The following is a 23,815-nucleotide window of genomic DNA, read 5'->3' as shown; positions in this document are numbered from 1 at the left end:
TTTTCATAGCAAAAGTGCGTCAGGTTTTCCGCTATATCTTTTGCAAAAAAGCAAAAGGATGCCACTTCAATCCTTAACGCGGGCAGCAAAGGTATCAAAAACTTTGCAATTGAACCGAAATACAGCTAATTTAGAGCAAAAATTATTCCAAATAACGCTATGTTAGCTAAAAATTATAGCTTTGCGTTTTTAGACTCTCAAATTGGAACTTAAATCTATGACAAAAACCGCATTGATAACTGGAGCTGCTTCAGGATTGGGTTATGAATTATCGTTGTTATTAGCAAACGATGGTTATAATTTAATTTTAATAGACATTAATAACGACAATTTGCAAAATGCTAAAACCGACATTGAAAAATCGTTCAATTGTCAAGTATCCGTTCTAAAAAAAGATTTAAGCAAACCCAATGTAGCCATTGAAATAATGGACGAAATTAATGATGCGCCCATAGATGTTTTGGTAAATAACGCAGGTTTTGGTCTCTTCGGTACTTTTGCCAATACCGAATGGGAACGCGAGTCTGAAATGCTGCACGTACATATATTAACCACCACGCATTTAACCAAGTTGGTGTTAGATGGTATGATAAAAAGAGGGTCGGGTAAAATACTGAATATGTCATCGTTAGCGGCTTTCCAACCGGGGCCGCTTATGTCTATTTATTACGCATCAAAAGCCTATTTGTTATCTTTTTCTGAAGCTATTGCCAACGAGTTAAAAGGCACGGGAGTAACAGTAACCGCTTTATGTCCAGGGCCAACAAAAACTGAGTTTCAAAAGGTGGTTTCAAATAATACTTCAGAAAATAAGATTAGTTTTAATATGGCATGCCCATCTAAAGTTGCTCAATATGGCTATTCAGCAATGAAGAAAGGAAAAACGGTAGCAATTCCAGGTATTGTCAATAAATTTCTATCCACCATACACCGTTTTGTTTCCAGAAGAATGGCAACACAAATTGTTAGAAACATACAAGAGAAGAATAGGGATGTTTAAATATCTTGTATCTTTTTAAAACTCAATTCTGCAATTAAAACACTAATAATTCCTAAGGTGTAGGCCACTAAGTCTGAAATATGAAACGTGCTACCCAATATTAGTTTTGCTACATGACTATTTTCTAGGTTTAGCGGTTTTAGAATATTAATCAGTTGTAAAACTTCAATAGCATATGAAAAGGCTAACACACTCATGGCAATTTTAAAATGATTGCCTTTAATGAAGCTTTTAAAAAAGCAATACATTAAAATTACTACCAAATAATCGCCAAATGTATGGCGTATAAAGCCACTTTTTAAAAATGCTATTAATGCTTCGGTTGTGAAAAGTAATAGGGTTAGGATGATATAGGTTTTGTTGAATTGCTGTTTCATAATTATTTGATTTCAATTTTCTTTCCTAAAAACTTTGGTTGGACATCAAATAAAACGTCTAGACATGCTTTTGTTTTTGCAAAGTATTCTCGACATTGGATTTTAAAACCATATCGACTTTTAACATCTTCAGCATTAAATGCAATCGCTTTAATATCTACACTTTCTGCTAAATAAATTGCACGCTCATTATGGAAGTTTTGTGAAATAACGGTGAATTCAGTAAGTCCAAAAATTTCTTTTGCACGAATAACAGAGTCCAGAGTTCTAAAACCAGCATAGTCTAAAAAGATTTTGTCTTGAGGTATTCCAGCTAATATGAGATCTTTTTTTAAATCTTCAGGTTCATCATAGCCTATTTTACTATTATCACCACTAACCAATATAAATTCAATTTTTTTGGCTTTGAATAATTTCACAGCAGCTTCCACTCTAAATTTATAATATAGGTTAATGTTATTATTTGAAGTGTATTTACTTGTGCCCAATAGAAGCCCAACTTTACTTTTAGGTATGACTGAGGTGCTATTATAAATATTTCCTTTTGCATTATTGCAAACGCAATAGTTTGAACCGATTAAGACAATAAAAACCATTACAAAAAGGAACAATAGTGTTTTTAAAACTTTCATATTATTAAATTAAATAACTGATTATTATTTGATAGTAAATAAATGTTATTGGAATGTTTAAAAGTATAATTGCAAGTGATTTTAAGGTGTCTTTTTTGTTGTTATCAATTAACAAATAAATTAGTAATGCTATTACAATTACGATGTTGATAATAACTGAAAATAGCACATAATACAATCCAAAAATAGTAATTGCTGTCACATGTCCTATGACTAATTGAATTAGAAATAATGCGGTACCTATTGCAAAGAATGTTATTGCAATTTTAAATGATGTTTTAATTTTATTCATAAATAGATTTATTAATTATGGGTGTGTGTTTTTTTGAAAATATGGTATACCTAAAGTCGTGAATGTTTATTTTCAATAACTTTTTATAATCATAATGGTGAAAAGGATTTGCGTTTTTTCCAATTAGGTAGGATTGATAATAGTAATTATAATAATCAGGCAATATTATAATGCCAAGAATTAATGCACCATATAAATAAGGGCTTCTTTTACCATTTCCATAGCATAAGCATTGAAGTGCTATTTCATCTTCTACATTAGTGCCATAACCTGTTAGAGTATGATATGCATCATGACGTTCCACCTTTGGAATTAATTCAAAACCATTTTTATCTAAGAAAACACCTAAATGTCTTCCAAAAGATTTTTCAGGATATGTTAATAGTTCTTCTTTGTAAATACCCCAAGGTTGATGGTTTTTAAAAAGATTTGTGTAAGCAGTTTGAGACTTTTCAAACAACCACTCTATAAGTTTTTTTCTATATTCCATAATAAAGTACTTTGTATTTCAAAGTAAAATGATAAAAAAATGTGCTATTGATTGTTAATTAATTTTTCGAGGGCATCAATATGTTTTTTAAATTCAAGTTCACCCAATTTTGTGGTACTGTAGCGCGTGTTTGGTTTTCTCCCAATAAATTGTTTTTCAACTTTTATATATTCGGCACCTTCCAAAGCTTTTGTATGACTGGCTAAATTGCCGTCGGTTACATCTAAAAGTTCCTTAAGCATATTAAAATCGGCATACTCATTCACCATTAGAATTGACATGATGCCTAATCTAATTCTGTGATCGAATGCCTTATTGATGTTTGTTATTATGCTCATAAGCGATGTCTAACGACAGCATTTTGATATTAACTTCCTGCGAATGGTGTTCCAAATACACCAACAGCAAGTTCTGCCCAAGTAATAAGAAGTAAACTTATGACGATTATTGCTAAAATTATACGATTTCTTTTTGTTTTAACTTTTCGTAAAATCAGTTCGATAATTAATGTTGTGCCTAGTAATAATATACCAGCTACTACAAAATCAAATAACGACCAGTTGACTTCATCGGAAAATTGCATTGCAATTAATGGCACGGATAATAGTAGTAGAGGAATGGTTAAAATAATTAACAGCCTTTTGTTTGGGTTATTCATAATTGTTTTCATGATTCAATTTTTATCGTATTTAAAATGCATCCAAGTTCCATAAATAATATGCATGACACCAAACCCTAAAACCCAAAGCCAAAAACCATAGCCTGGTAATAATGTAGCAATAAGGCCTAATATTATTTCAATAAAGCCTAAATATTTTATATCTCCAATACTATATTTTGATGCATTTACTAGGGCTAAACCATAAAAGATAAGCATTAAGCCTCCTGTGTGTCCGTACTTTCCTTGACTCAGAATGATTATAATATAAAGACCTCCAGCGACTAGAGGTATTAAAAAGTTATATACTAATCTTCTAGATGTAGCATCCCAAATTTTAGAACCGGTTTTCTTTGCTTTTTTAGTGGTTAAAATAATACCCGTTACAATACTTAACAAAGCAACCATCAATAAAATGAAAACACAAATTCTAAATATTGTACCGTCTAAAATTAAATAACCTCTTACGGAAGAAGTAACAAGCCAATACGCAATGGCGGCACCAATAATGGCATAAACACCAGCCATAATCCCAGATAAGCCACTTAGCGATATAAAGCGAGACGATTTATTCATTAAATCTTTAATCTCGCTGAGGTCTTTTAAATAATCTTTTGATTCCATATAAAAGTACTTTGAATTGCAAAGTAAATAAATTAATTTAAATAATGCGTTGTAAAATTTTGTTAATTTTGATAAAAGAATAAAAACCCCAATAAAAAGTGAAACCTGTAGACGACTATTTTTTCAACCAAAAAGAACCGTATCAATCCATCATGCTATATGTACGAGGTGTTATTTTGAATACCTTACCAGAAGTAGAGGAACGGTTTAGCTATAAAATTCCGTTTTATAATTGCCACAAAAAGCCTATGATTTATTTAAATGTATTAAAGGGAACCAACTATGTTGATGTGGCTTTTGTACAGGGAATCCTTTTAGAAAATCAGTTTCCTATTTTAAAAAACGATAATAATAGAAAGCAAGTGCGTTCCATTCAACTAAAAACTTTAGAAGATTTAGATCACGATAATTTTGTAGCATTACTTCATGAAGCTTCCAATGTGCTTAGTAAAAGTAAAAAAGCTTGGTTTATTTGAGTTATAATGTGTTTACTACTTTTCTAATAGCTACCAAATTAGTAAGTAGTTTTTCTAAATTATCTAAATGTAGCATATTGGCGCCATCGCTTTTTGCATTTGCTGGGTCGAAATGGGTTTCAATAAATAAACCATCCACATTATTTACAATACCTGCACGGGCTATGGTTTCAATCATATCAGGTCTGCCACCAGTTACGCCAGTACTTTGGTTAGGTTGTTGAAGCGAATGTGTTACATCTAAAACTGTTGGCGCATATTGGCGCATGGTTGGGATGCCTCTAAAATCTACAATCATATCTTGGTAGCCAAACATGGTGCCTCTATCGGTTATCCATGCTTTATTATTACCAGAATCGTATACTTTTTGCACGGCGTGTTTCATGGCTTCTGGACTCATAAATTGTCCCTTTTTTAAGTTGACCACTTTTCCGGTTTCGGCTGCAGCCACTACCAAGTCGGTTTGGCGTACTAAAAATGCGGGAATCTGTAACACATCAACATATTGCGCTGCTAGATGTGCATCGGAAATTTCATGAATGTCCGTTACCGTAGGGATATCAAAAGTTTCTGAAACCTTTTTAAGAATTTTTAAAGCTTTTTCATCACCTATTCCTGTAAAACTATCCACACGACTACGGTTTGCTTTTTTAAAGCTTCCTTTAAATACATAGGGGATTTCTAATTTATTGGTTATAGAAACTACTTTTTCGGCTATGCGCAACGCCATATCTTCGCCTTCAATGGCACATGGGCCACATAATAGGAAAAAGTTGTTAGAGTTGGTGTGTTTTATTTTTGGAATATCTTGAAGCGTCATGTCTTAAATTTTAATGCTGCAAAGATAAGATTAATGCCCTAAATAAATACCCACTTTTTTAATTGAATTGACTGCACCAAGTTGATAAGTGCATTAGCGATAGAAATGGCAGCCTTTTTTGTGCGCGCTTATGCGCAAAAAAGCTATAATGGATAGCTCGACCCTTTGCGGCTTAAGTAGTTATGTTTTGGTTTGAGCAAAAACTTGATAGCCACAAAGGGTAATGCCTAAAAAAAAATTATTGTATAATATATTCCATAATTTATAGTTACCTTTGCACGCTTAAAATAAGGCACTATTATGGCTAATATTAAAAACATTGCAATTATTGCACACGTTGACCACGGTAAAACGACGTTGGTTGATAAAATTATGTATCACTGTCAGTTATTCCGTGAGAATGAGAATACAGGTGATTTGATTCTTGATAACAATGATTTGGAGCGTGAAAGAGGTATTACCATTACTTCAAAAAACGTTTCTGTTATTTACAAAGACACCAAGATAAACATTATTGATACTCCTGGTCACGCCGATTTTGGAGGAGAGGTTGAGCGTGTACTTAATATGGCCGATGGTGTATTGTTATTGGTAGATGCTTTTGAAGGCCCTATGCCACAAACCCGTTTTGTATTGCAAAAAGCGATTGATTTAGGTTTGAAACCTTGCGTGGTTATTAATAAAGTTGATAAAGAAAACTGTACCCCAGAAGAAGTGCACGAAAAAGTGTTCGATTTGATGTTTGAATTGGGAGCAGAAGAGTGGCAGTTGGATTTTCCAGCGGTTTATGGTTCGGCTAAAAATAACTGGATGAGTGACGATTGGAAAAACCAAACGGAAAACATCGAGCCTTTATTGGATATGGTTATTGAGCATATACCTTCACCAAAAATTCCTGAGGGTAATACCCAAATGTTAATTACATCGTTGGATTTTTCGTCGTTTACAGGACGAATTGCTATTGGTCGTTTAACAAGAGGTGAATTAAAAGTAGGACAAAACATTTCTTTGGTAAAAAGAGATGGTAAGATTGTAAAAAATAAAATTAAAGAACTACATATTTTTGAAGGTTTAGGCCGTAAAAAAGTAGAAGAAGTTCAAACTGGAGATATTTGTGCCATAGTTGGTTTAGAAGGTTTTGAGATTGGTGATACGGTTGCCGATTTTGAAAATCCACAAGGGTTGAAAACCATTGCTATTGATGAGCCAACCATGAGTATGTTATTTACCATTAACGATTCGCCTTTCTTTGGAAAAGATGGAAAGTTTGTAACCTCTCGCCATATTAAAGACCGTTTAACTAAAGAGCTTGAGAAAAACTTAGCATTACGTGTTAATGAAACCGACAGTGCTGATAAATTTATGGTTTTTGGCCGTGGTGTATTGCACTTATCGGTTTTAATAGAAACCATGCGTCGTGAAGGTTATGAGTTGCAAATTGGGCAGCCACAAGTAATCATCAAAGAAATTGATGGTGTTAAATGTGAACCAGTTGAAGAAATGACGATAGATTTACCTGAGAATGTATCTGGTAAAGCTATTGAAATGGTAACCCTTCGTAAAGGTGAAATGTTGAGTATGGAAGCTAAAGGCGACCGTATGGTTTGCCAGTTTATGATACCATCAAGAGGTATTATAGGTTTAAGAAACCAGTTGCTTACAGCTACCGCAGGTGAAGCTATTATGGCTCACCGTTTTAAAGAATACCAACCATTGAAAGGTGGTATTCCGGAGCGTCAAAATGGATCTTTGGTTTCTATGGAAAAAGGGCAAGCCATTCCTTATTCTATTGATAAATTACAAGATAGAGGTAAGTTTTTTGTGGATCCGGGAGAAGATATTTACGAAGGTCAGGTAATTGGAGAAAACTCTCGTGGTGATGATATGACTGTAAACGTAACTAAAACTAAAAAGTTGAGTAACGTACGTTCATCTGGTGCCGATGATAAAGCTAGAATTATTCCAGCAATTAAATTCTCGTTGGAAGAGGCGCTGGAGTACATTCAAAAAGATGAATATGTTGAGGTTACACCAAACCACTTACGTTTACGTAAAATCTATTTAACCGAAGTAGAAAGAAAAAGAAACAAATCGATATAAGATGGAATTCTTAGGAATTTCATATGTAGAATGGATTGGATATGCCGCTATGGCAACCGTTTTAATCTCATTCTTAATGAAATCGGTTCATAAATTACGAATAGTAAACTCCCTTGGGTGTTTACTATTTGTGTTTTATGGCGTTTTGTTAGAGCCTATATCGAACCCCATCATCATTACTAATACGGCTATTTTTTGCATCAATATTTACTATTTGCTAAAAAAATAACTTCCTCTATTTTATTTGTATTCTTATTCTTACGAATTAGTTAAGAATTAATATTTAAACGTAAAATCATTTTGTATATTTGACACCTTGTCAAAAAGAGGTAAAGAACATATAAAATTATTTTACGTAAATAACAATGTTTTTTACTTACAATCAAATAGTAAACCAACCTACAGTAATTGAAAAAATTAATCGATTATATAAATAATAACGTTTTAATTAAGGTTACTTCTTTACAAGCAGCCTCCGTAATAACCAGAATGATTGCGGGTATATTAACATCAAAGGCCATTGCGGTTTTTATTGGTCCTACCGGATTAGCATTAATAGGTAACTTGCGGAATTTTGTAAGTTCATTTCAAAACATTGCTACTCTTGGGTTTTATAATGGTGCTGTAAAATATATTTCAGATTTTAAAGATGATGTTGTTGAGCTAAGCAAAACCATTTCTACCGTATTTTATGCTGGTTTTACATCTACAATTTTAGTTTCTTTTTTCTGCTATTTTAATGCCCAATTAATTAACAATATTATATTCCCTGAATACAATAATTACGCTTTTGTAATTAAGATTTTTGCTATGGTGTTGCCGTTTTATGCTTTAAATATATTTTCATTCTCTATAATGAATGGTTTTTTAAAGTATAAAATACTTATTGTTATCAATATTATAGGGCAGATATTAAGTATGTCTATCGCATTACTTTTAATCTATCAAAATAAAATTATTGGAGCATTAATTTCTGTAGTAATAGCAGAATCGTTAATATTCTTAATAACCTTAGTAGGTATTACAAATAGACGTTCTTTAATACCTTTAATTAAAGTTAATAGTATTAGTTTAAGCTTCTTAAAGAAAATGAGTACCTACTCGGTAATGGCTCTATTCTCGGCTATTATCATGCCACTTGTAGCTATAGCTATTCGGTCTTATATTATTGAAAATGTTGGATATAAAGATGCTGGTTTTTGGGAAGCCATGACTAGGATATCTAAATACTATTTGATGTTGGTGAGTTCCTTAATGGCTTTATATATATTGCCTAGGTTTTCTGAAATTGATGATATTAAAGAATTCAGAAAAGAAGTTTTTAGCTTTTACAAAACCGTTATACCCATTTTGCTTGTTGGGTTGGTAGTCATATATTTTTTGAAACCATTTATAGTAACACTTATTTTTTCTGATGATTTTAAGCCTGTTGAAGACCTGTTTTTATGGCAATTATTAGGCGATTTTGTAAAAGTATTATCCATGGTAATAGCCTACCAGTTTTTAGCAAAAAAAATGTTTTGGCATTACATTTTAACCGAAGCTTTTTTGGTAATTATACTATACACAACCAGTGTTTATTTTGTAGATTTATATGATAATGTCCAAGGTGCAGTAATAGCTCATTTTGTAAGCTATATTATGTATTACGGCATTATTTTACTCATATTCGGTAGCTCGCTTTTTGGGGTTGATGCTGAAAAGAATTAAAATAGTTTCATTTTAATATTTTATTAAAGTAATTATTGAAAACACCAAGCTTTATAAAAAACAACTTATTGTTTAAAGTTACTTCGGCAAATACGCTTCTAGTTGTTGTTAGGATGCTGTTTTCTTTAATTTCTCAAAAAGTATTAGCGATATTAATTGGTGCTGAAGGGATTGCTCAAGTAGGTAATTTGAAAAATGTAGTAAGTTTTTTTGAGCAATTTTCAATCTTGGGAACATCAAATGGATTGATAAAATATATTTCAGAATTTAAAGATGATAAAGTACAATTAAATAATTTATTTTCTACAACTTTTGTTTTTGCTGCTTTTGCATCTCTATTGTCATTTATTGTCTTATTTTTTTTCTCCAGTGAATTAAATGAATTTGTTTTTGGAGCGAATAAAGAGTTTACATATATATTTAAAATTTTATCTTTTTTAATTCCTTTTATGGCTGTTAATTCCATTTTGTATTCATTATTAAATGGTCTTTCTTCTTATAGATTATATTCTAAATTAACATTAAGTACCATAATAATAAGTACATTTTTAATAGTAGTTTTAACTTTGAGTAAAGGTTTAAATGGCAGTTTATTGGCAATTAGTATTATCCCATTAATCCAGTTTTTAAACTTTATTTTGTTTTTTAACGAGGCTCATAGATCCTACTTTAACTTAAAGACAATATCTTTTAATTTAAACTTTAAAAATCAGTTATTATCGTATAGTTTCATGTCGGTTCTTGTTGTGTTGTCGGTTAATCTTGCAGAAGTGGCCATAAGGCGTCTAATAGAAAGTAAGGTTAGTATTTTGGATGCAGGATATTGGACAGCAATGACATCTATATCTAAAACATATATGCAATTTCCGGCAGCATTATTTCCCTTGTATATATTGCCTATTTACACAAGAATCAATAATACGTTTGATTTTAGGAAAGAAGTTGTAAAGATTTATAAACTGTTACTCCCTTTGATTGTATTTGGGATGTTCTTGATTTACCTCTTTAAAAATTTAGTTATTAAATTACTATATACCAACGATTTTTTGGTTATTGAAAGTTTTTTTAAATGGCAGTTATTAGGAGATTTAATTAAATTTATTGCAATAGTAATCTCGTATCAGTTTTTAGCAAAAAAACAAATATTATATTTTATAGTAACCGAAATGCTATCTGTGTTTTTGTTTTATGGATTTTCGGTTTATTTTATTGATATTTATGGTACAGAAGGTATTGTTATAGCGCATTTTGTTAGATATGTTATATATTTATTATTGATACTATATATTTTAAGACATAATTTTATTGGGAAAAACAGAGCGTTATAATGGTACTAAAATGGAAGCCAAATTTAAGTAAAGTACTGGAAAAATATTTTTATCTGGTGATTTTGGCATTTGCATTTGATTCTTTTTGTAATGTCGTAGAAAGGAATGTTTTTTTAAACTTAGTGGAAAATGTTTTTTTTGCAATAGCACTTATTTGTCCCCTATATTTTTTTAAAAACCATTCGGTTAAAGAATATTATTTTAGGTTTTCTTACCTTGTTTTTTCTGTAAGTATTTTTTTTGAAACGGTATATTATTACTTGTTTAAAACAAACTTAAACTCATCAGCTATTTTTGTGAGTTTAGATAGTAATTTAGAAGAAGCTAAAGAATTTATAGGTTTTTATTTAGATATCCCAATAGTATTATTTACAATCTTAAATTTCATTATTACGCTAATTGTATTATTTAATACAAAGAAGTTAATAACTAAAGCCCTGGTATTAAAAAAACAAGCCATTATCTTATTTGTTTTAGTACTTGCATTTTTAAAGTTTTCTAATTTAATAATATATAACCTGCCTTATTTGGTAATAAAGTCTAGTATAGAGTATAGGGTTGAATCCAGTAAATTAGGTGATTACAGAAAAAATAAAAATGGAAATTTTAAAAATGTTTCAAGAAATTCAAATGAAGAAGAACAGGAAGTTTACGTTATAGTTATTGGCGAATCTACATCAAAATCTCATATGGGGCTTTATGGCTATTATAGAGAAACTACACCGTTGTTAAATGAAATAAAAGACGAATTACAAATATATGATAATGTTATTACTCCACACACATATACGATTGCTTCTCTAACTAAGGCGTTAACTTTAAGTAATTACGAAAACCCAAAATCAAAATACAAAGGTAGCATTATTCAGTTATTAAATCAGGCAAAATTTAAGACCTATTGGATTTCAAACCAAAAACCAATTGGGGTTTTTGATTCTCAAGTAACAAAAATAGGATTAGGGGCTCAGGAATCTGTTTTTTTAAATTTAAAGCATACCGATGAAAAGACAACTTTTGATGATATTTTATTAGATGGATTAAAAAGTGTACTTGTTGAAAAGAACAAAAAAAAGGTGATATTTTTACATATGTTGGGAGCGCATATGGATTATAAAAAAAGATATCCAGACACGTTTAATTATTTTAAGAATAAGCCCATTACTGAATTTAAAGACGATAAATCATATGAAGCCATTAATTCGTATGATAATGCTATAAGATATTCAGATTTTATACTGAGAGATGTTATAGAAAATACCAAAGCACTAAATATTAAAAGTTGCGTTTTATATTTTTCAGACCATGGAGAGGAAGTTTATAATGACATTTATTTTAAAGGCCATTCAGTTGATCAGGTAGTTACTAGGAATATTTACGAAATCCCTATGTTTTTATGGATTTCTGATAATTACAAACAGGAAAGAACAATTGTTCCCAATTATAATTCAAAATATATGATCGATGATCTATTTCACTCTATTGCAGATTTGATAGGGGTTAAAGCTTTGGAGGTAGATAGTTCAAGAAGTATTTTTAATCAATATTTTAAAGAACGAAAACGAATTATAAAAGGCACAATTGATTATGATACTTATTTTAAATAAATTTCAATTAAATAAAGCTGTTTGTTTTAAAACTATCTTATGAAAAAAATCTGCATCATTACTACATCATTAGCCAAAGGGGGTGCAGAAAGATTTAGTGCGTTGCTTTCTAAAATGATGTTTGGACTAGGTTATGAAGTGCATTTAGTTACAACCAAGAATGACGTAGATTATAGTTTTAAAGGAACTTTATTTAATCTAGAATGTGAATTGAACGGTAATTATTCTCAATTCAATAAAATAAAGACTTTAAAAGCCTATTTTGAAAGGCACAATTTTGATGTAATTATAGATAACCGTCCTAGAAGTAGGTTTTTTAAAGAGTATATTTTATACAATTATGTATTTAAAGCAAAAAAGATTATTCCTATTGTACATAGCTTTTATCTTAAAAATTATTTGCCTAAATCTAAGTTTCTATCCAGATTGATATATAAGAATATTACTAACATAGTTGCAGTTAGTAAAGAAATACAAAGTGTAGTGACTTCCAAATACGGGTTTGAAAATTGTGTTCAAATATATAACCCTGTTGCATATGAAAGTATTAATAAAAGTGCTAATGAAAACATCAATACTAAAGAAAAATACATTTTGTTTTATGGACGCATAGAAGAATGTGTTAAAAATTTCAGCTTGCTTCTTACGGCTTATAAAAAATCCTGTCTACCATCAAAAAACATAAAATTATATATCATAGGGAATGGAGCTGATGTTTCTAGTTTGAAGAGCAGAATTAAAATGCTAAAAATAGAAAATCAAGTAGTTTACACTCCTTACATGAAAAATCCATTTCCTTATGTCAAAAACGCACTGTTTACAGCTTTAACAAGTTATCACGAAGGATTTCCAATGGTTTTAATTGAATCCTTAGCATGCGGAACACCAGTAGTTTCTGTAAATTGCAAATCGGGCCCTAAAGAAATTATTAAAAATAAGCATAATGGTTTATTGGTTGAAAACCATAACCCTCAAATGTTAGCAGATGCGTTTGATATTCTGATTGAAAATGAAGATTTATATACTTTTTGCAAAGATAATGCAAAGACTAGTATTGATAAGTTTTTAATTGAGAATATATCTAAACAATGGGAATTGCTTTTAGATTGATGATTTAAGTTTACTTATGGGCATTTAAATAAAGGCCATTTTTAATTAAAAAATTTTGAATTTTTTTTAAGCTTTTGATAAGGGTTTGAGGTGAATTAATTAGTATTTTTTGCTTCCAATTCAAATTGCTAAAATCAATCTCTTTTTTAACCTTTAAATAAAGTTGTTTGTCCCCATTTAACTTACTGCGCAAAGCAAGTGCGTACCGATTCACGTCTAAATACAATTTTAATGAAGGGTTGTTTTTGGCTTTTTCATTATAACTATTAATAAAATCATATCTAATGTAGTTATAGTTTTTCTCGTTTTTTGATAAGCTATTACCAATATAGAATTTGTAACTCATGGTTATAGTTGGATTGAAGCTTACCTTATAATTTAAAGCAAACCGAATCCATAAATCCAAATCTTGTGCTGTTTTATAATTAGTATTGAAACCACCTAACTTATTAAAAGCTTCTTTTGAAAAGCCAACAGCCGATGTCCATGCAACAGAATTTATTATGCTGGCTTTAAAATAATCTAGCACTATTAAACATTCAGTATCATAACTAAAATTGAAAGTTGCTTTTTTACAAACTTTTTCATTATGAAAAACTTCATAATTATTGCAATAAAGTCCAGCTTCAGGAAATAAATCCATTTGTTTTTTTAATTCAAATAAATGGTTGGGATACCAAATATCATCAGCATCTATCAATGCAATGTAATTAGCTTTAGCTTTTTGTACACCAAAGTTTCTTGCAACCGAAACGCCTTGGTTTTCTTGTTTAATTAAAGTGATTTTTTCATTATTTAAACTAGAAACTATTTGATAACTGTTATCTGTACTACCATCATCAACAATAATAATTTCAAAATCTTGAAATGTTTGTTGTAGAACACTTTTTAAAGTGCTTTTAATAAAAGTTTCCTTATTATACAACGGAATTACTATCGAGAAAAAAGGAGTCATTTCTTATTTTTTATAAAACAATAATAGCCTAATCTGTAAAAATCAAACAAAAGTATTGAAGGGTAATTGGAATTAAAATTTTTAAGCAGTAAAGGTTTTAGCCATTTAAAAAGTAAAGAAACAAATTTATCCAAGCCCAATGGGCTAAGCTGTATGTAGAGTTTGGATATTTTATAATTAGAAATACTTAGTTTGCCTTCATCAATTAACTGTATTAAATTTTCAATGGCATACTCTGTTTTTTTTACAAAAGTATTCGAATCATCATCTGCTTCATGAATTACAGGGTTGTCTATTTTAATTATTTCGATATTTTTTTTAAGTAGGTTATTAAAAAAAAGCACGTCTTCACAACCATATTTTTTTAAGGTTTCATCAAATAAGTTTAATTGAAATAAGCTTTTTTTAATTAAAAAATTAGAAGAATGTAATCCTTTGTTGGCTTCTCTTTTTTTTGTGTAAAGCCATCTTAATTTATAATTTTTTTCAAATGGCTCTTCACCATAGGTCATGCCTCCTATAATGACTTCCTTGTTATGAATTGAAATGTAATTTTTTATAAAATCTTTTTCTTTTGGAAATGTTCCGGCATCTATAAATAATAAAGTGTTGTATTTGGCATCAGTACCAAGAAGGTTTCTAATGGCACTTCTTCCAATATTATGGGTTAACACCTTAAAAAAACAATTTTCAAGAAGGTTAATTGATTGATTTTTAATGTTTAGTTTAGAATTTGAACCATCATCATAAACTAAAATTTCAAAGACAATATTACATTTTGAAACCTGTTCAAAAATTTCTTTAACTAAAGGAACTATGTTGTAGTTGAAAGTTGGAATTAAAATAGATAGCATCGGTGGTTGTAATAAAGCATAAAAATACATTTTTAAAATGTTTAATTTAACTTTTAGCTTAAAAGGTTATAAATTGCAATGAATAATAATAGGCTTATGACTGGTTTAACATCCAAAGAGATTTCAAATTTAATAGTTGATAAAATTGATAGTGTAAAAGATGAACTAAAGGTATCTTATTCAGCATCTAAAAATCAAATTGGTTTTTTTTATATTGATGACTTATTGCCTGAAGATTTAGCTCAAGCCTGTTTTGATGTATTTCCAGATAAAACAGAAATGCGTGTTTTAAAAAGCATTCGCGAATTTAAATGTGTATCTGCACAAATGGATAAGCATGATAAACTTTTAGAAGAAGTTATTTATGCGTTTCAAGATGAAAAAGTGGTAAATTTAATTGGTGAAATATGTGGCATAAAATCGCTGTATGCTGATGAATCGTTGTATGCAGGAGGACTTTCGTTAATGGCAGAAAACAATTTTTTAAACCCACATCTAGATAATTCCCATGATGCAGAACGTGCTCGTTGGCGTGTGCTTAACTTGCTTTATTATGTTACTCCCAAGTGGGAATTGAAAAATGGCGGACATCTTGAATTGTGGCCCAATGGTCCGAAAAAAAAGCCTGTTTTAGTAGAGAGTAAATTTAACCGATTGGTCATTATGGCAACGCATGATGCTTCTTGGCATTCGGTAAATAAAGTAACCGTTGATAGAAGTAGATGTTGTATTTCTAATTATTATTTTAGTGATGAAGCTTTAAAGGAAACCGATAAATTTCATGTTACTAAATTTAGAGGGCGGCCAGAAGATACTTTTAAAAACATACTACTAGACCTCGATGCTAATTTAAGAATGTTGGTACGTAAAATTTTTAAAAAAGGCATTCGTAAAAATCCTCATATTTATAAAAAAGATAATTGATAATTATCCTTTACGTTGCACCACCTCAAAAACCTGACTATCTTCACACTTTAACGTTTTGCTAGGGTATTTTAATAGCAAAGCATAATCGTGAGTAGCCATTAATATGGTATTGCCATTCTTGTTTATTTCCTGTAAAACCTCCATGACTTCAATGCTGGTTTGTGGGTCAAGATTTCCAGTTGGTTCGTCTGCAAGAATAAGCTCGGGGTTGTTAAGTAAAGCCCTGGCAATGGCAACACGTTGCTGCTCGCCGCCCGAAAGTGCGTGTGGATATTTAAACCCTTTGGTTTTCATATCCACTTTGCTTAAAACTTCTTCAACACGGTTGTTCATTTCGTTTTTATCTTTCCAACCAGTGGCTCTTAAAACAAAAAGTAAATTTTCATTTATAGTGCTTTCCGGTAGTAATTTAAAATCTTGAAAAACCACGCCCAATTTGCGTCTTAAATAAGGAATGTCCTTTTCTTTTAAGGTTTTTAAATCGAAATCTACAATATGTCCTTCACCTTCAGTTAAAGGTAAATCGCCGTAAAGTGTTTTCATAAAACTACTTTTTCCGGTACCGGTTTTTCCAATTAAATATACAAAGTCGCCTTTGTTAATTTCAACATTCACTTTTGAAAGCACCAAGCTATCTCCTTGGTATATAGAAACGTCTTTTAATTGTAAAATGGGAGTGGACATATGATAATAAATTTTGTGTTGTAAAAGTATTATATAAAAGTTGAAAGTTGAAAGGTAAAAGGTAAAAAGTTTCAAAGATTCAAAGATTCAAAGTAGCAAAGTTTATATTTACTGTAACTGAAAACTGCAACTGCGACTTTTTTTTTTTGTTTTTTCATCTTTTAATAAGTCGGTTTATAATTATAGCACGATTGTTGCGTTATAAGATTTATATTAAATTATCTTTGATTTTAAATTAAAAAATGAATCGTTAATGACTATAAAAAACAGTGTTTCCCTTTTGGTTGCCATAAGTTTTAGTTTTCAAATATGGGCACAACAATCTGCCACATACACCAGCAATTTAGCAGAATATCAAAAAGCCTTGTCGCTATACAATAACCAGCAATATTTGGCTGCGCAATCTTTATTCGGAAGTGTTAAAAAAAGCACGAAAGAAAATATTTTGTTATCCGATTGTGCCTATTACATTGCTAATTGTGCGGTAAGATTGAATCAACAAAATGCTGACCAATTAGTTGAAAATTTTGTAGAGGATTACCCAACAAGTACCAAGCGTAATACCGCGTATGTAGACGTAGCCGATTATTATTTTGAAAACGGAAAATATGCCCATGCTAGAAAATGGTACGATAAAGTGGATGAAAGCGGATTGGCAAGAAATGAAAAAGAAAAATTTTATTTCAACAATGGGTATTCAGCATTTTCAAGTAAACAATATAAAGAAGCCAAACAGTATTTAACCCGCGTAGAAAATTCAAAACAATACGGGTCGCAAGCTAAATATTACATAGGTTTTATGGCGTATGAAGGTGATGATTACGAGAATGCCAATAAGTATTTTGACCAAGTTAGCAATCAAGAACAATACAAAGAAAAGCTGTCTTACTATCAAGCCGATTTGAATTTTAAGTTAGGAAATTTTGAAAAAGCTATCGAATTGGCTAAAGCGAAATTAAAGAGCAGTGATAAAAATGAAGTATCCGAACTTTCAAAAATCATAGGTGAAAGTTATTTCAATTTAAAGCAATATGCCGAAGCTATTCCGTATTTGCAAGCTTATAAAGGCAAAAACGGAAAATGGAGCAATACAGATTTTTATCAATTAGGTTATGCCCATTACAAACAAGGCGATTATGAAAAGGCTATTTCAGAATTCAATAAAATTATTGGAGGTACTAACTCTATAGCGCAAAACGCTTATTACCATTTAGGTGAAAGCTATATTAAATTAGGTAAAAAGCAAGAAGCTTTAAATGCGTTTAAAAATGCTTCTGAAATGGATTTTGATTTAAAAATTCAAGAAGATGCTTGGTTAAATTATGCGAAAATCAGTTACGATATTGGTAATCCTTACCAATCGGCACCTCAAGTTTTAGCGGGTTATTTAGATAAATATCCTAAAACAACTTTTAGGGAAGAAATAGAAACCTTGTTGATTGATTCTTACATTACTTCAAAAAACTATAAAGAAGCGCTTAAATTATTGGAAGGTAAAAAGAGTTTTGAGAATAAAGTAGCTTACCAAAAAGTAGCATTTTATAGAGGTTTGGAATTGTATAACGAAAGCAATTATATGGAAGCCAAAAACCTTTTTGAAGCTTCTTTAAAAGAACCACGCGATGCCAGTTTTACAGCAAGAGCCACTTTTTGGAAAGCTGAAACCGATTATAACTTAACCAATTATAACGATGCTTTAGTTGGTTTTAAACAGTTTCAACAACAAGCAGCTTCCACATCAACCCCCGAGAATAAAAACATAGATTATAACTTAGCGTACACCTATTTTAAGTTGAAAAACTATACGCAAACTTCTCATTATTTCAGTCAATATATTGCATCAAATAAAAGAACGGATAATGTACGTCTAAATGATGCCTACCTACGTTTGGGGGATGCCTATTTCGTTTCGAGTGAATATAAAAATGCTATAAATGCCTATGAAAGTGCCATAAAGTTAAACACGGCAGATTCAGATTATGCTTTTTTCCAAAAAGCCATAAGTGCTGGTTATATTGGGCAAGAATCTAAAAAGATAAAAGAACTGGAGCAGTTTATTTCAGAATATCAAAAATCGAAACTTCGTGACGATGCCATGTACGAATTGGGCAATACTTACGTAAAAGCAGGTGATACCGATAAAGCGATGCAAATTTACAATCGTTTAAATGCCGAATACAAAATGAGTTCGTTTGTGCCTAAAGCTTTATTACGTCAAGGATTGGTGTATTATAATGGCAGTAAAAATGAACAGGCGTTAAGTAAGTTTAAGCAAGTAGCGGGCGAATATCCTAACACACCCGAAGCGATTCAAGCGGTATCTACAGCACGATTGATTTATATTGATTTAGGTCGTGTTAACGAATATGCTAGTTGGGTAAAAACCTTAAAGTATGTGGAGGTAACGGATGCCGATTTAGACAACGCTACATACGAAGCTGCAGAAAAGCAATATTTAGATAATAATACAGATAAGGCCATCACGCAATTTAACGGTTATTTAAACCAGTTTCCAAACGGGTTACATACACTACAGTCGCATTTTTATATAGCGCAATTATATTATAAAAAAGGATTGGTAAGCAATGCGGTACCACATTACAAATATGTTGTAGAAACTTCAAGGAGTGAGTTTTCAGAAGAAGCCTTATCGCGTTTATCACAATTTTATTTGGAAAGTAAAGATTGGAATAAAGCCATTCCATTATTGGAACGTTTGGAAGACGAAGCTAATTTTCCTCAAAACGTGGTGTTTGCACAATCGAATTTAATGAAAGCCAATTACCAATTGGAAAGTTATAATAAGGCGGTTGGTTATGCCGAAAAAGTACTGGCAAATTCAACCATCGATAACAAAATTAAAGCCGATGCGAATGTGATTATAGCACGTTCTGCTAAAAAAACCAATAATGAAGCTAAAGCAAAAGAAGCCTATGCAAAAGTAGAAGCGGTTGCTACAGGTGAAACAGCAGCTGAAGCCTTGTACTATAACGCCTATTTTAAAAATAAAGAATCGAAGTACGAAGCATCAAATACAGCGGTGCAAAAACTCGCAAAAGATTTTTCAGGTTACAAATATTACAGTGCTAAAGGATTGGTATTAATGGCGAAGAATTTTTATGCTTTAAAAGATGCGTTTCAAGCCACTTATATTTTAGAAAGTGTCATTCAAAATTTCACCGAATTTGATGATGTGGTTACAGAAGCTAAGGCAGAATTAAGTAAAATAAAAGCACAAGAAGCAAAAACCAATTCGTCTATTCAAGCAGGCAATTAAAATTAAAGTTGAATATTAGAAGTTGAAAGCATCAAAAATTCAAAATTCGTTAATCGTTAGTTTGTCTGGTCGAGCCTTTCGTTTTCGCTCAAGGTAAACTAAAGTCGAGACCTCAATAATAAATCGTCAATCGTAATTCAAAAATCGTAAATAAAAAAAGTATGCGTAAGCACATAAAAAATATATTATTAGCCGTTTTCACACTAAGTGTAACCCTTGTGTTTTCACAAAAGAAAACCAACGATACCATCAATACTGGTGTTATAGACGTTGTAAAACCATACACACCAACCATATCGGATGCTTTTAAGGTAAAGGAGGTTCCATCTACTGATGATGAAACGACCCAAGCTAAAAAAGAAATTAAATATAACATATTTTCCTTTCCAGTGGCTTCAACGTTTACGCCAGCAAAAGGAAAAGCCGCGGTTGTAGACAAAGCGAAACCAATCAAATTATACGATAATTATGCTACTTTAGGTGTCGGCACTTACACCACTATTTTAGGTGAAGTTTATTTAAACCATGCCATTAGCCGTACTGAAAGTGTTGGAGGTTATGTAAGTCATCATTCATCTGGAGGCGGTATCGAAGGCTTGTCTTATGATGACGATTTTCTAAATTCAAAAGCAAATGTAAATTATTCGTCGCGTTTACGGGATTTAGCATGGAATATTGAAGGAGGTGTTGGATACCAAAGGTATAATTGGTATGGGGTCCCCCAGTCGCAAATTGTTGCATCACAATCCAACAATATACAAGTAGACCATTCTTTTTTTAATGCGCATTTAGGTGGCGATATTGCTTTTGAAGATACCTATATTAATTCATTAAGCTTCTTGTTTAGACGTTTTGGTGACAATCAAGGTTCTGCTGAAAACAGATTTACATTCAAAGGAAAAGTAGATGTGCCAATTAATGATTACGAAATTGCAACCGATGTGGTTATTGATTATTTAGGAGGCGGTTTTGATATGGCATATAATGGGGATAGTGAATTGAATTACGGAAACATTCAAGTAGGCATTTCACCAACCTATGAATTAAAAGAAGATGATTTAACCTTGAATTTAGGTGTGTCGTTATTTTATATGAGAGATAATGAGGCTGAAGACAGCAAAATTTATTTGTACCCAAATGTAACAGCAACGTATAGATTGGTTAATGATGTATTGATTGTTTATGGAGGCATACAAGGAGATTTAATTCAGAATTCGTATTACGGTTTTGCAACCGAAAACCCGTTTGTATCACCAACTTTATTTATAACTCCAACGGATCAACTCTATAACGCATATGTAGGTTTAAAAGGAAAAGTAACCAGTAACGTGAGTTATAATTTTAGCGGACGTTATTTAGCCGATAGAAGCAAGGCATTGTTCAGAAATAATGAAATTACGTTAACCCCTCAAGATTATTCGTATGGAAATTCCTTTGGAATGGTGTACGATAACGTAAAAACTTGGGGAGTTTCGGGTGAAATAAATGTAGATGTAAACAGAAATTTCAAACTAGCTTTAAAAGCTGAAACTTTTACTTATAAAACCGATGATGAAGCTGAAGCATGGAATTTACCAGATTTTAAAGGCTCTTTGTTTTTAGATTATCAAATAAGCGAAAAGTGGTTTGCCGGTGCTAACTTGTTTTATGTAGGCGAGCGTAAAGACCAATTCTTTTTAAATGATGGTGTAACCGCTACAACACCTTTTACGGTAACTTTAGATAGCTATTTTGATGCCAATGCACATGTGGGTTACCATGTAAACAACCAACTTTCCATATTTGCAAAAGCGAATAATATAGCGAACGAAGGGTATCAAAAATGGCAAAACTTTCCGGTACAAAGTGCACAGTTTTTAGCAGGGGCTACTTATAAGTTTGATTTCTAAATTCCTGCGAAAGCAGGAATCTTTTAAATTTATATTTAAATGAAAAGGTTATTCTTAATAGTTCTATGTTTATGTTTTAATTTTTGTATTTCACAAAATGGAGTTCAGAATTTAACGCTTTCAGATGCAGCGTTAGAATTGACAAAACAAAGTGTAATGTACGACCCAAGTTATTTCTCTATTCCATATCCAAATGGAGATGTTCCTGCAAACAAAGGTGTCTGTACAGATGTAGTAATTAGAGCTTACAGAAAAATGGGTTTTGATCTACAAAAAGAAGTGCATGAAGATATGAAAACCAATTTTAGTCTATATCCAAAAATAAGGGGATTAAAAACTACTGATAAGAATATAGACCACAGAAGGGTTCCTAATTTAATGACGTATTTTGAACGACAAGGAGCAAAAAAGCCAATAACAAACAACACAAAAGATTATATACCAGGTGATGTAGTTTGTTGGAATTTAGGTGGTGCTATTACGCATATAGGTATTGTGGTTAATAAGAAATCAAATGATGGAAAAAGATATTTGATTGTTCACAATATTGGAAGCGGACAAGTTTTAGAAGATTGTTTGTTTGATTTTAAGATTATTGGGCATTATCGTTTTAAAAAATAATTTTTTTTGTCATTCCTGCGAAAGCAGGAATCCACTTTTAAGTATTTTATTTTCAAAGAATTAAAAAGACTCCTGCCTACGCAGGAATTAACCTAGCCAAATAATCAAAATGTTCCCCTTCAGCAACCAATTCACATTTTAAGCCAACAGTTTCGCAAGCTAGTTGTAGTTTTTCAAAATCCAAGTACAACCATTTCATCGGGGCTTCTTGTTCGCCTTTATAACTTAAAAAATAGTCGAGTTCGCCGTGGTAGGTGGAATTCATGTCCATCCAAACGCCACCATCTTCATCTTCATACATGTATTGAATATCTGAAGAATCAATCAAAATTTGTCCATTTGCATTCAACAGGCTTTTTAAATGCTTTAGGTATTTTGCAACTTGCGTTAATTCTTGAAAAATGCCCGTACCATTCATCAATAATAAAATGGTGTCAAAAGTTTCGGTTTCATCTAAAAGATTCTTTACTTCAGCCTGTAAAACACCACGCAGTTTAGCAACTTCTATAGCTCCTTTTGAAACATCGATGGCCTTCACTTGAAATCCTTTTTCTTGTAAATACAGACTGTGGCTACCTGCACCACAACCTACATCTAAAACGCTTCCTTTTGCTAATTTCAATGCTTTTTGTTCTAGTTTAGGCATCTCTTTAAACCCGCGGAATAAGTAGGGTAGTGGCAAGTCGTCTTCCTCTGAAATATTTGTAGAGGTGATGATGTCTTCACTGTAACGTCCGTTTTGGTAATCTAATAAGGCTTTTCCGAATAGGTCTTTCATTTTTTTCGTCATGCTGAACTTGTTTCAGCATCTCATTTAAAAGTATTATTTTTACACCATGCAAGACTTCATAAAAAACCTTCCAAAGCTCGCCAAAGATAAGCATAACGAGAATAAAAAATTCTTCGCGAAGCTAAAAAGTAAACCGCCTAAAAATTTGGATTATGTGATGCAAGATTTACATGATGCCGAGTTTAAAAAAACGGATTGTTTGGAATGTGCCAATTGCTGTAAAACTACGGGTCCACTGTTTACAGATAAGGATATTGAGCGCATTGCGAAGTATTTTAAAATGAAAACACAGCAGTTTGTCAATCAGTATTTGCAGATTGATGAAGATAACGATTATGTATTGCAAAGCGTACCTTGTACTTTTTTAGATGCCGAAAATTATTGTTCTATATATGAAGTGCGCCCAAAAGCATGCCGCGAGTTTCCACACACCGATAGAAAAAAGTTTCAACAAATTTCCAACTTAACTTTAAAAAATGTGGCTATTTGTCCTGCAGCTTTTAATATTGTGGAAGACATGAAGAAGCGGATTAAGGTTTAGTTTTTAGTATCGGCATCCAGTGAAAACAAGTTATGAACTTTGGTTCATAGTAGCTC

The 23,815-nt window shown here is 31.5% G+C and carries 24 protein-coding genes; 13 read left to right on the top strand and 11 right to left on the bottom strand.

Annotation, left to right across the window (positions count from 1 at the left end):
* The first annotated feature begins 217 nt into the window (after positions 1 to 217).
* Positions 218 to 1,000 carry an SDR family NAD(P)-dependent oxidoreductase gene (locus ACGK9U_RS06515; RefSeq protein WP_394465556.1) on the top strand — a complete coding sequence of 261 codons (783 nt, stop codon included), beginning with the start codon at positions 218 to 220 and terminating at the stop codon, positions 998 to 1,000.
* Here ACGK9U_RS06515 and ACGK9U_RS06510 read toward each other — a convergent pair.
* From ACGK9U_RS06510 to ACGK9U_RS06485, 6 genes are all read right to left on the bottom strand, one after another.
* Positions 997 to 1,377 carry a DUF2809 domain-containing protein gene (locus tag ACGK9U_RS06510; protein WP_394465555.1) on the bottom strand — a complete coding sequence of 127 codons (381 nt, stop codon included), beginning with the start codon at positions 1,375 to 1,377 and terminating at the stop codon, positions 997 to 999. The genes ACGK9U_RS06515 and ACGK9U_RS06510 overlap by 4 nt on opposite strands.
* Before the next feature lie 2 nt (positions 1,378 to 1,379).
* Positions 1,380 to 2,009 carry a vancomycin high temperature exclusion protein gene (locus ACGK9U_RS06505; protein ID WP_394465554.1) on the bottom strand — a complete coding sequence of 210 codons (630 nt, stop codon included), beginning with the start codon at positions 2,007 to 2,009 and terminating at the stop codon, positions 1,380 to 1,382.
* A gap of 284 nt (positions 2,010 to 2,293) precedes the next feature.
* Positions 2,294 to 2,791, bottom strand: a complete 498-nt coding sequence (locus ACGK9U_RS06500) for a Coq4 family protein (RefSeq protein ID WP_394465553.1) — start codon at positions 2,789 to 2,791, stop codon at positions 2,294 to 2,296.
* A 44-nt stretch (positions 2,792 to 2,835) separates the two neighbouring features.
* A complete protein-coding gene (locus ACGK9U_RS06495; RefSeq protein ID WP_394465552.1) occupies positions 2,836 to 3,129 on the bottom strand; it encodes a winged helix-turn-helix domain-containing protein in 294 nt (97 codons plus the stop codon).
* A 29-nt stretch (positions 3,130 to 3,158) separates the two neighbouring features.
* Positions 3,159 to 3,461, bottom strand: coding sequence for a hypothetical protein (locus ACGK9U_RS06490; protein WP_394465551.1), 303 nt, complete (start codon positions 3,459 to 3,461; stop codon positions 3,159 to 3,161).
* 3 nt (positions 3,462 to 3,464) lie between these two features.
* Positions 3,465 to 4,073 (bottom strand): hypothetical protein, encoded by a 609-nt coding sequence (locus tag ACGK9U_RS06485; RefSeq protein ID WP_394465550.1) that lies wholly within the window; start codon positions 4,071 to 4,073, stop codon positions 3,465 to 3,467.
* Positions 4,074 to 4,171: 98 nt separating this feature from the next.
* Here ACGK9U_RS06485 and ACGK9U_RS06480 point away from each other — a divergent pair, with 98 nt between their 5' ends.
* Entirely contained in the window at positions 4,172 to 4,549 is a 378-nt protein-coding gene (locus ACGK9U_RS06480) for a DUF1801 domain-containing protein (RefSeq protein ID WP_394465549.1), read from the top strand.
* 1 nt (position 4,550) lies between these two features.
* On the opposite strand, the gene kdsA is transcribed toward ACGK9U_RS06480, so the two are convergent.
* Complete coding sequence (gene kdsA / locus ACGK9U_RS06475; RefSeq protein ID WP_394465548.1) at positions 4,551 to 5,369, bottom strand: 3-deoxy-8-phosphooctulonate synthase; 819 nt, start codon at positions 5,367 to 5,369, stop codon at positions 4,551 to 4,553.
* 300 nt (positions 5,370 to 5,669) lie between these two features.
* On the opposite strand from kdsA, the gene typA reads away from it, so the two are divergent.
* From typA to ACGK9U_RS06445, 6 genes are all read left to right on the top strand, one after another.
* On the top strand, positions 5,670 to 7,469 hold the full coding sequence (gene typA, locus ACGK9U_RS06470; protein WP_394465547.1) for a translational GTPase TypA: 1,800 nt from the start codon (positions 5,670 to 5,672) through the stop codon (positions 7,467 to 7,469).
* Between the two features lies 1 nt (position 7,470).
* Positions 7,471 to 7,698, top strand: coding sequence for a uroporphyrinogen decarboxylase (locus tag ACGK9U_RS06465; protein ID WP_394465546.1), 228 nt, complete (start codon positions 7,471 to 7,473; stop codon positions 7,696 to 7,698).
* Between the two features lie 179 nt (positions 7,699 to 7,877).
* Positions 7,878 to 9,179 (top strand): O-antigen translocase, encoded by a 1,302-nt coding sequence (locus ACGK9U_RS06460; RefSeq protein WP_394465545.1) that lies wholly within the window; start codon positions 7,878 to 7,880, stop codon positions 9,177 to 9,179.
* 35 nt (positions 9,180 to 9,214) lie between these two features.
* Positions 9,215 to 10,507: an O-antigen translocase gene (locus ACGK9U_RS06455; protein ID WP_394465544.1), complete on the top strand. Its 1,293-nt coding sequence runs from the start codon at positions 9,215 to 9,217 to the stop codon at positions 10,505 to 10,507.
* Between the two features lie 260 nt (positions 10,508 to 10,767).
* Positions 10,768 to 12,111 carry a phosphoethanolamine transferase gene (locus ACGK9U_RS06450; RefSeq protein ID WP_394465543.1) on the top strand — a complete coding sequence of 448 codons (1,344 nt, stop codon included), beginning with the start codon at positions 10,768 to 10,770 and terminating at the stop codon, positions 12,109 to 12,111.
* A 39-nt stretch (positions 12,112 to 12,150) separates the two neighbouring features.
* Positions 12,151 to 13,221 (top strand): glycosyltransferase, encoded by a 1,071-nt coding sequence (locus tag ACGK9U_RS06445; RefSeq protein WP_394465542.1) that lies wholly within the window; start codon positions 12,151 to 12,153, stop codon positions 13,219 to 13,221.
* Between the two features lie 10 nt (positions 13,222 to 13,231).
* Here the strand turns inward: ACGK9U_RS06445 and ACGK9U_RS06440 are convergent, their stop codons facing one another.
* Both ACGK9U_RS06440 and ACGK9U_RS06435 read right to left on the bottom strand, forming a co-directional pair.
* Positions 13,232 to 14,176 (bottom strand): glycosyltransferase family 2 protein, encoded by a 945-nt coding sequence (locus ACGK9U_RS06440; RefSeq protein WP_394465541.1) that lies wholly within the window; start codon positions 14,174 to 14,176, stop codon positions 13,232 to 13,234.
* On the bottom strand, positions 14,173 to 15,060 hold the full coding sequence (locus ACGK9U_RS06435) for a glycosyltransferase family 2 protein (RefSeq protein ID WP_394465540.1): 888 nt from the start codon (positions 15,058 to 15,060) through the stop codon (positions 14,173 to 14,175). Before ACGK9U_RS06435 ends, ACGK9U_RS06440 begins: the two co-directional genes overlap by 4 nt.
* 66 nt (positions 15,061 to 15,126) lie before the next feature.
* On the opposite strand from ACGK9U_RS06435, the gene ACGK9U_RS06430 reads away from it, so the two are divergent.
* Positions 15,127 to 15,954, top strand: coding sequence for a 2OG-Fe(II) oxygenase (locus tag ACGK9U_RS06430; RefSeq protein ID WP_394465539.1), 828 nt, complete (start codon positions 15,127 to 15,129; stop codon positions 15,952 to 15,954).
* A gap of 3 nt (positions 15,955 to 15,957) precedes the next feature.
* Here ACGK9U_RS06430 and ACGK9U_RS06425 read toward each other — a convergent pair whose 3' ends face one another.
* Positions 15,958 to 16,641, bottom strand: coding sequence for a cell division ATP-binding protein FtsE (locus tag ACGK9U_RS06425; protein ID WP_394465538.1), 684 nt, complete (start codon positions 16,639 to 16,641; stop codon positions 15,958 to 15,960).
* 253 nt (positions 16,642 to 16,894) lie between these two features.
* Here ACGK9U_RS06425 and ACGK9U_RS06420 point away from each other — a divergent pair, with 253 nt between their 5' ends.
* The 3 genes from ACGK9U_RS06420 (at position 16,895) to ACGK9U_RS06410 (ending at position 22,428) form a co-directional block, all read left to right on the top strand.
* Positions 16,895 to 19,918 (top strand): tetratricopeptide repeat protein, encoded by a 3,024-nt coding sequence (locus ACGK9U_RS06420; protein WP_394465537.1) that lies wholly within the window; start codon positions 16,895 to 16,897, stop codon positions 19,916 to 19,918.
* A gap of 161 nt (positions 19,919 to 20,079) precedes the next feature.
* Entirely contained in the window at positions 20,080 to 21,807 is a 1,728-nt protein-coding gene (locus ACGK9U_RS06415) for a TonB-dependent receptor (RefSeq protein ID WP_394465536.1), read from the top strand.
* A 39-nt stretch (positions 21,808 to 21,846) separates the two neighbouring features.
* Positions 21,847 to 22,428, top strand: coding sequence for a DUF1287 domain-containing protein (locus ACGK9U_RS06410; protein WP_394465535.1), 582 nt, complete (start codon positions 21,847 to 21,849; stop codon positions 22,426 to 22,428).
* Between the two features lie 76 nt (positions 22,429 to 22,504).
* Here the strand turns inward: ACGK9U_RS06410 and ACGK9U_RS06405 are convergent, their stop codons facing one another.
* Positions 22,505 to 23,206: a class I SAM-dependent methyltransferase gene (locus ACGK9U_RS06405; protein ID WP_394465534.1), complete on the bottom strand. Its 702-nt coding sequence runs from the start codon at positions 23,204 to 23,206 to the stop codon at positions 22,505 to 22,507.
* 58 nt (positions 23,207 to 23,264) lie between these two features.
* Here ACGK9U_RS06405 and ACGK9U_RS06400 point away from each other — a divergent pair, with 58 nt between their 5' ends.
* Positions 23,265 to 23,759 (top strand): YkgJ family cysteine cluster protein, encoded by a 495-nt coding sequence (locus tag ACGK9U_RS06400; protein ID WP_394465533.1) that lies wholly within the window; start codon positions 23,265 to 23,267, stop codon positions 23,757 to 23,759.
* Positions 23,760 to 23,815 lie beyond the last annotated feature (56 nt).

This window comes from Mariniflexile sp. HNIBRBA6329, assembly GCF_043558645.1.
GTDB lineage: Bacteria > Bacteroidota > Bacteroidia > Flavobacteriales > Flavobacteriaceae > Mariniflexile.
This window is presented reverse-complemented; position numbering and strand designations above follow the sequence as displayed.

What these genes read in the sequence shown, in the direction of transcription:
- ACGK9U_RS06410 (WP_394465535.1), top strand. Translation starts at nt 21,847, where the DNA reads ATGAAAAGGTTATTCTTAATAGTTCTATGTTTATGTTTTAATTTTTGT.
- ACGK9U_RS06485 (WP_394465550.1), bottom strand. Translation starts at nt 4,073, where the DNA reads ATGGAATCAAAAGATTATTTAAAAGACCTCAGCGAGATTAAAGATTTA.
- ACGK9U_RS06490 (WP_394465551.1), bottom strand. Translation starts at nt 3,461, where the DNA reads ATGAAAACAATTATGAATAACCCAAACAAAAGGCTGTTAATTATTTTA.
- ACGK9U_RS06405 (WP_394465534.1), bottom strand. Translation starts at nt 23,206, where the DNA reads ATGAAAGACCTATTCGGAAAAGCCTTATTAGATTACCAAAACGGACGT.
- typA (WP_394465547.1), top strand. Translation starts at nt 5,670, where the DNA reads ATGGCTAATATTAAAAACATTGCAATTATTGCACACGTTGACCACGGT.
- ACGK9U_RS06440 (WP_394465541.1), bottom strand. Translation starts at nt 14,176, where the DNA reads ATGACTCCTTTTTTCTCGATAGTAATTCCGTTGTATAATAAGGAAACT.
- ACGK9U_RS06425 (WP_394465538.1), bottom strand. Translation starts at nt 16,641, where the DNA reads ATGTCCACTCCCATTTTACAATTAAAAGACGTTTCTATATACCAAGGA.
- ACGK9U_RS06500 (WP_394465553.1), bottom strand. Translation starts at nt 2,791, where the DNA reads ATGGAATATAGAAAAAAACTTATAGAGTGGTTGTTTGAAAAGTCTCAA.
- ACGK9U_RS06505 (WP_394465554.1), bottom strand. Translation starts at nt 2,009, where the DNA reads ATGAAAGTTTTAAAAACACTATTGTTCCTTTTTGTAATGGTTTTTATT.
- ACGK9U_RS06445 (WP_394465542.1), top strand. Translation starts at nt 12,151, where the DNA reads ATGAAAAAAATCTGCATCATTACTACATCATTAGCCAAAGGGGGTGCA.
- ACGK9U_RS06400 (WP_394465533.1), top strand. Translation starts at nt 23,265, where the DNA reads ATGCAAGACTTCATAAAAAACCTTCCAAAGCTCGCCAAAGATAAGCAT.
- ACGK9U_RS06420 (WP_394465537.1), top strand. Translation starts at nt 16,895, where the DNA reads ATGACTATAAAAAACAGTGTTTCCCTTTTGGTTGCCATAAGTTTTAGT.
- ACGK9U_RS06435 (WP_394465540.1), bottom strand. Translation starts at nt 15,060, where the DNA reads ATGTATTTTTATGCTTTATTACAACCACCGATGCTATCTATTTTAATT.
- ACGK9U_RS06430 (WP_394465539.1), top strand. Translation starts at nt 15,127, where the DNA reads ATGACTGGTTTAACATCCAAAGAGATTTCAAATTTAATAGTTGATAAA.
- ACGK9U_RS06415 (WP_394465536.1), top strand. Translation starts at nt 20,080, where the DNA reads ATGCGTAAGCACATAAAAAATATATTATTAGCCGTTTTCACACTAAGT.
- ACGK9U_RS06495 (WP_394465552.1), bottom strand. Translation starts at nt 3,129, where the DNA reads ATGAGCATAATAACAAACATCAATAAGGCATTCGATCACAGAATTAGA.
- kdsA (WP_394465548.1), bottom strand. Translation starts at nt 5,369, where the DNA reads ATGACGCTTCAAGATATTCCAAAAATAAAACACACCAACTCTAACAAC.
- ACGK9U_RS06465 (WP_394465546.1), top strand. Translation starts at nt 7,471, where the DNA reads ATGGAATTCTTAGGAATTTCATATGTAGAATGGATTGGATATGCCGCT.
- ACGK9U_RS06510 (WP_394465555.1), bottom strand. Translation starts at nt 1,377, where the DNA reads ATGAAACAGCAATTCAACAAAACCTATATCATCCTAACCCTATTACTT.
- ACGK9U_RS06515 (WP_394465556.1), top strand. Translation starts at nt 218, where the DNA reads ATGACAAAAACCGCATTGATAACTGGAGCTGCTTCAGGATTGGGTTAT.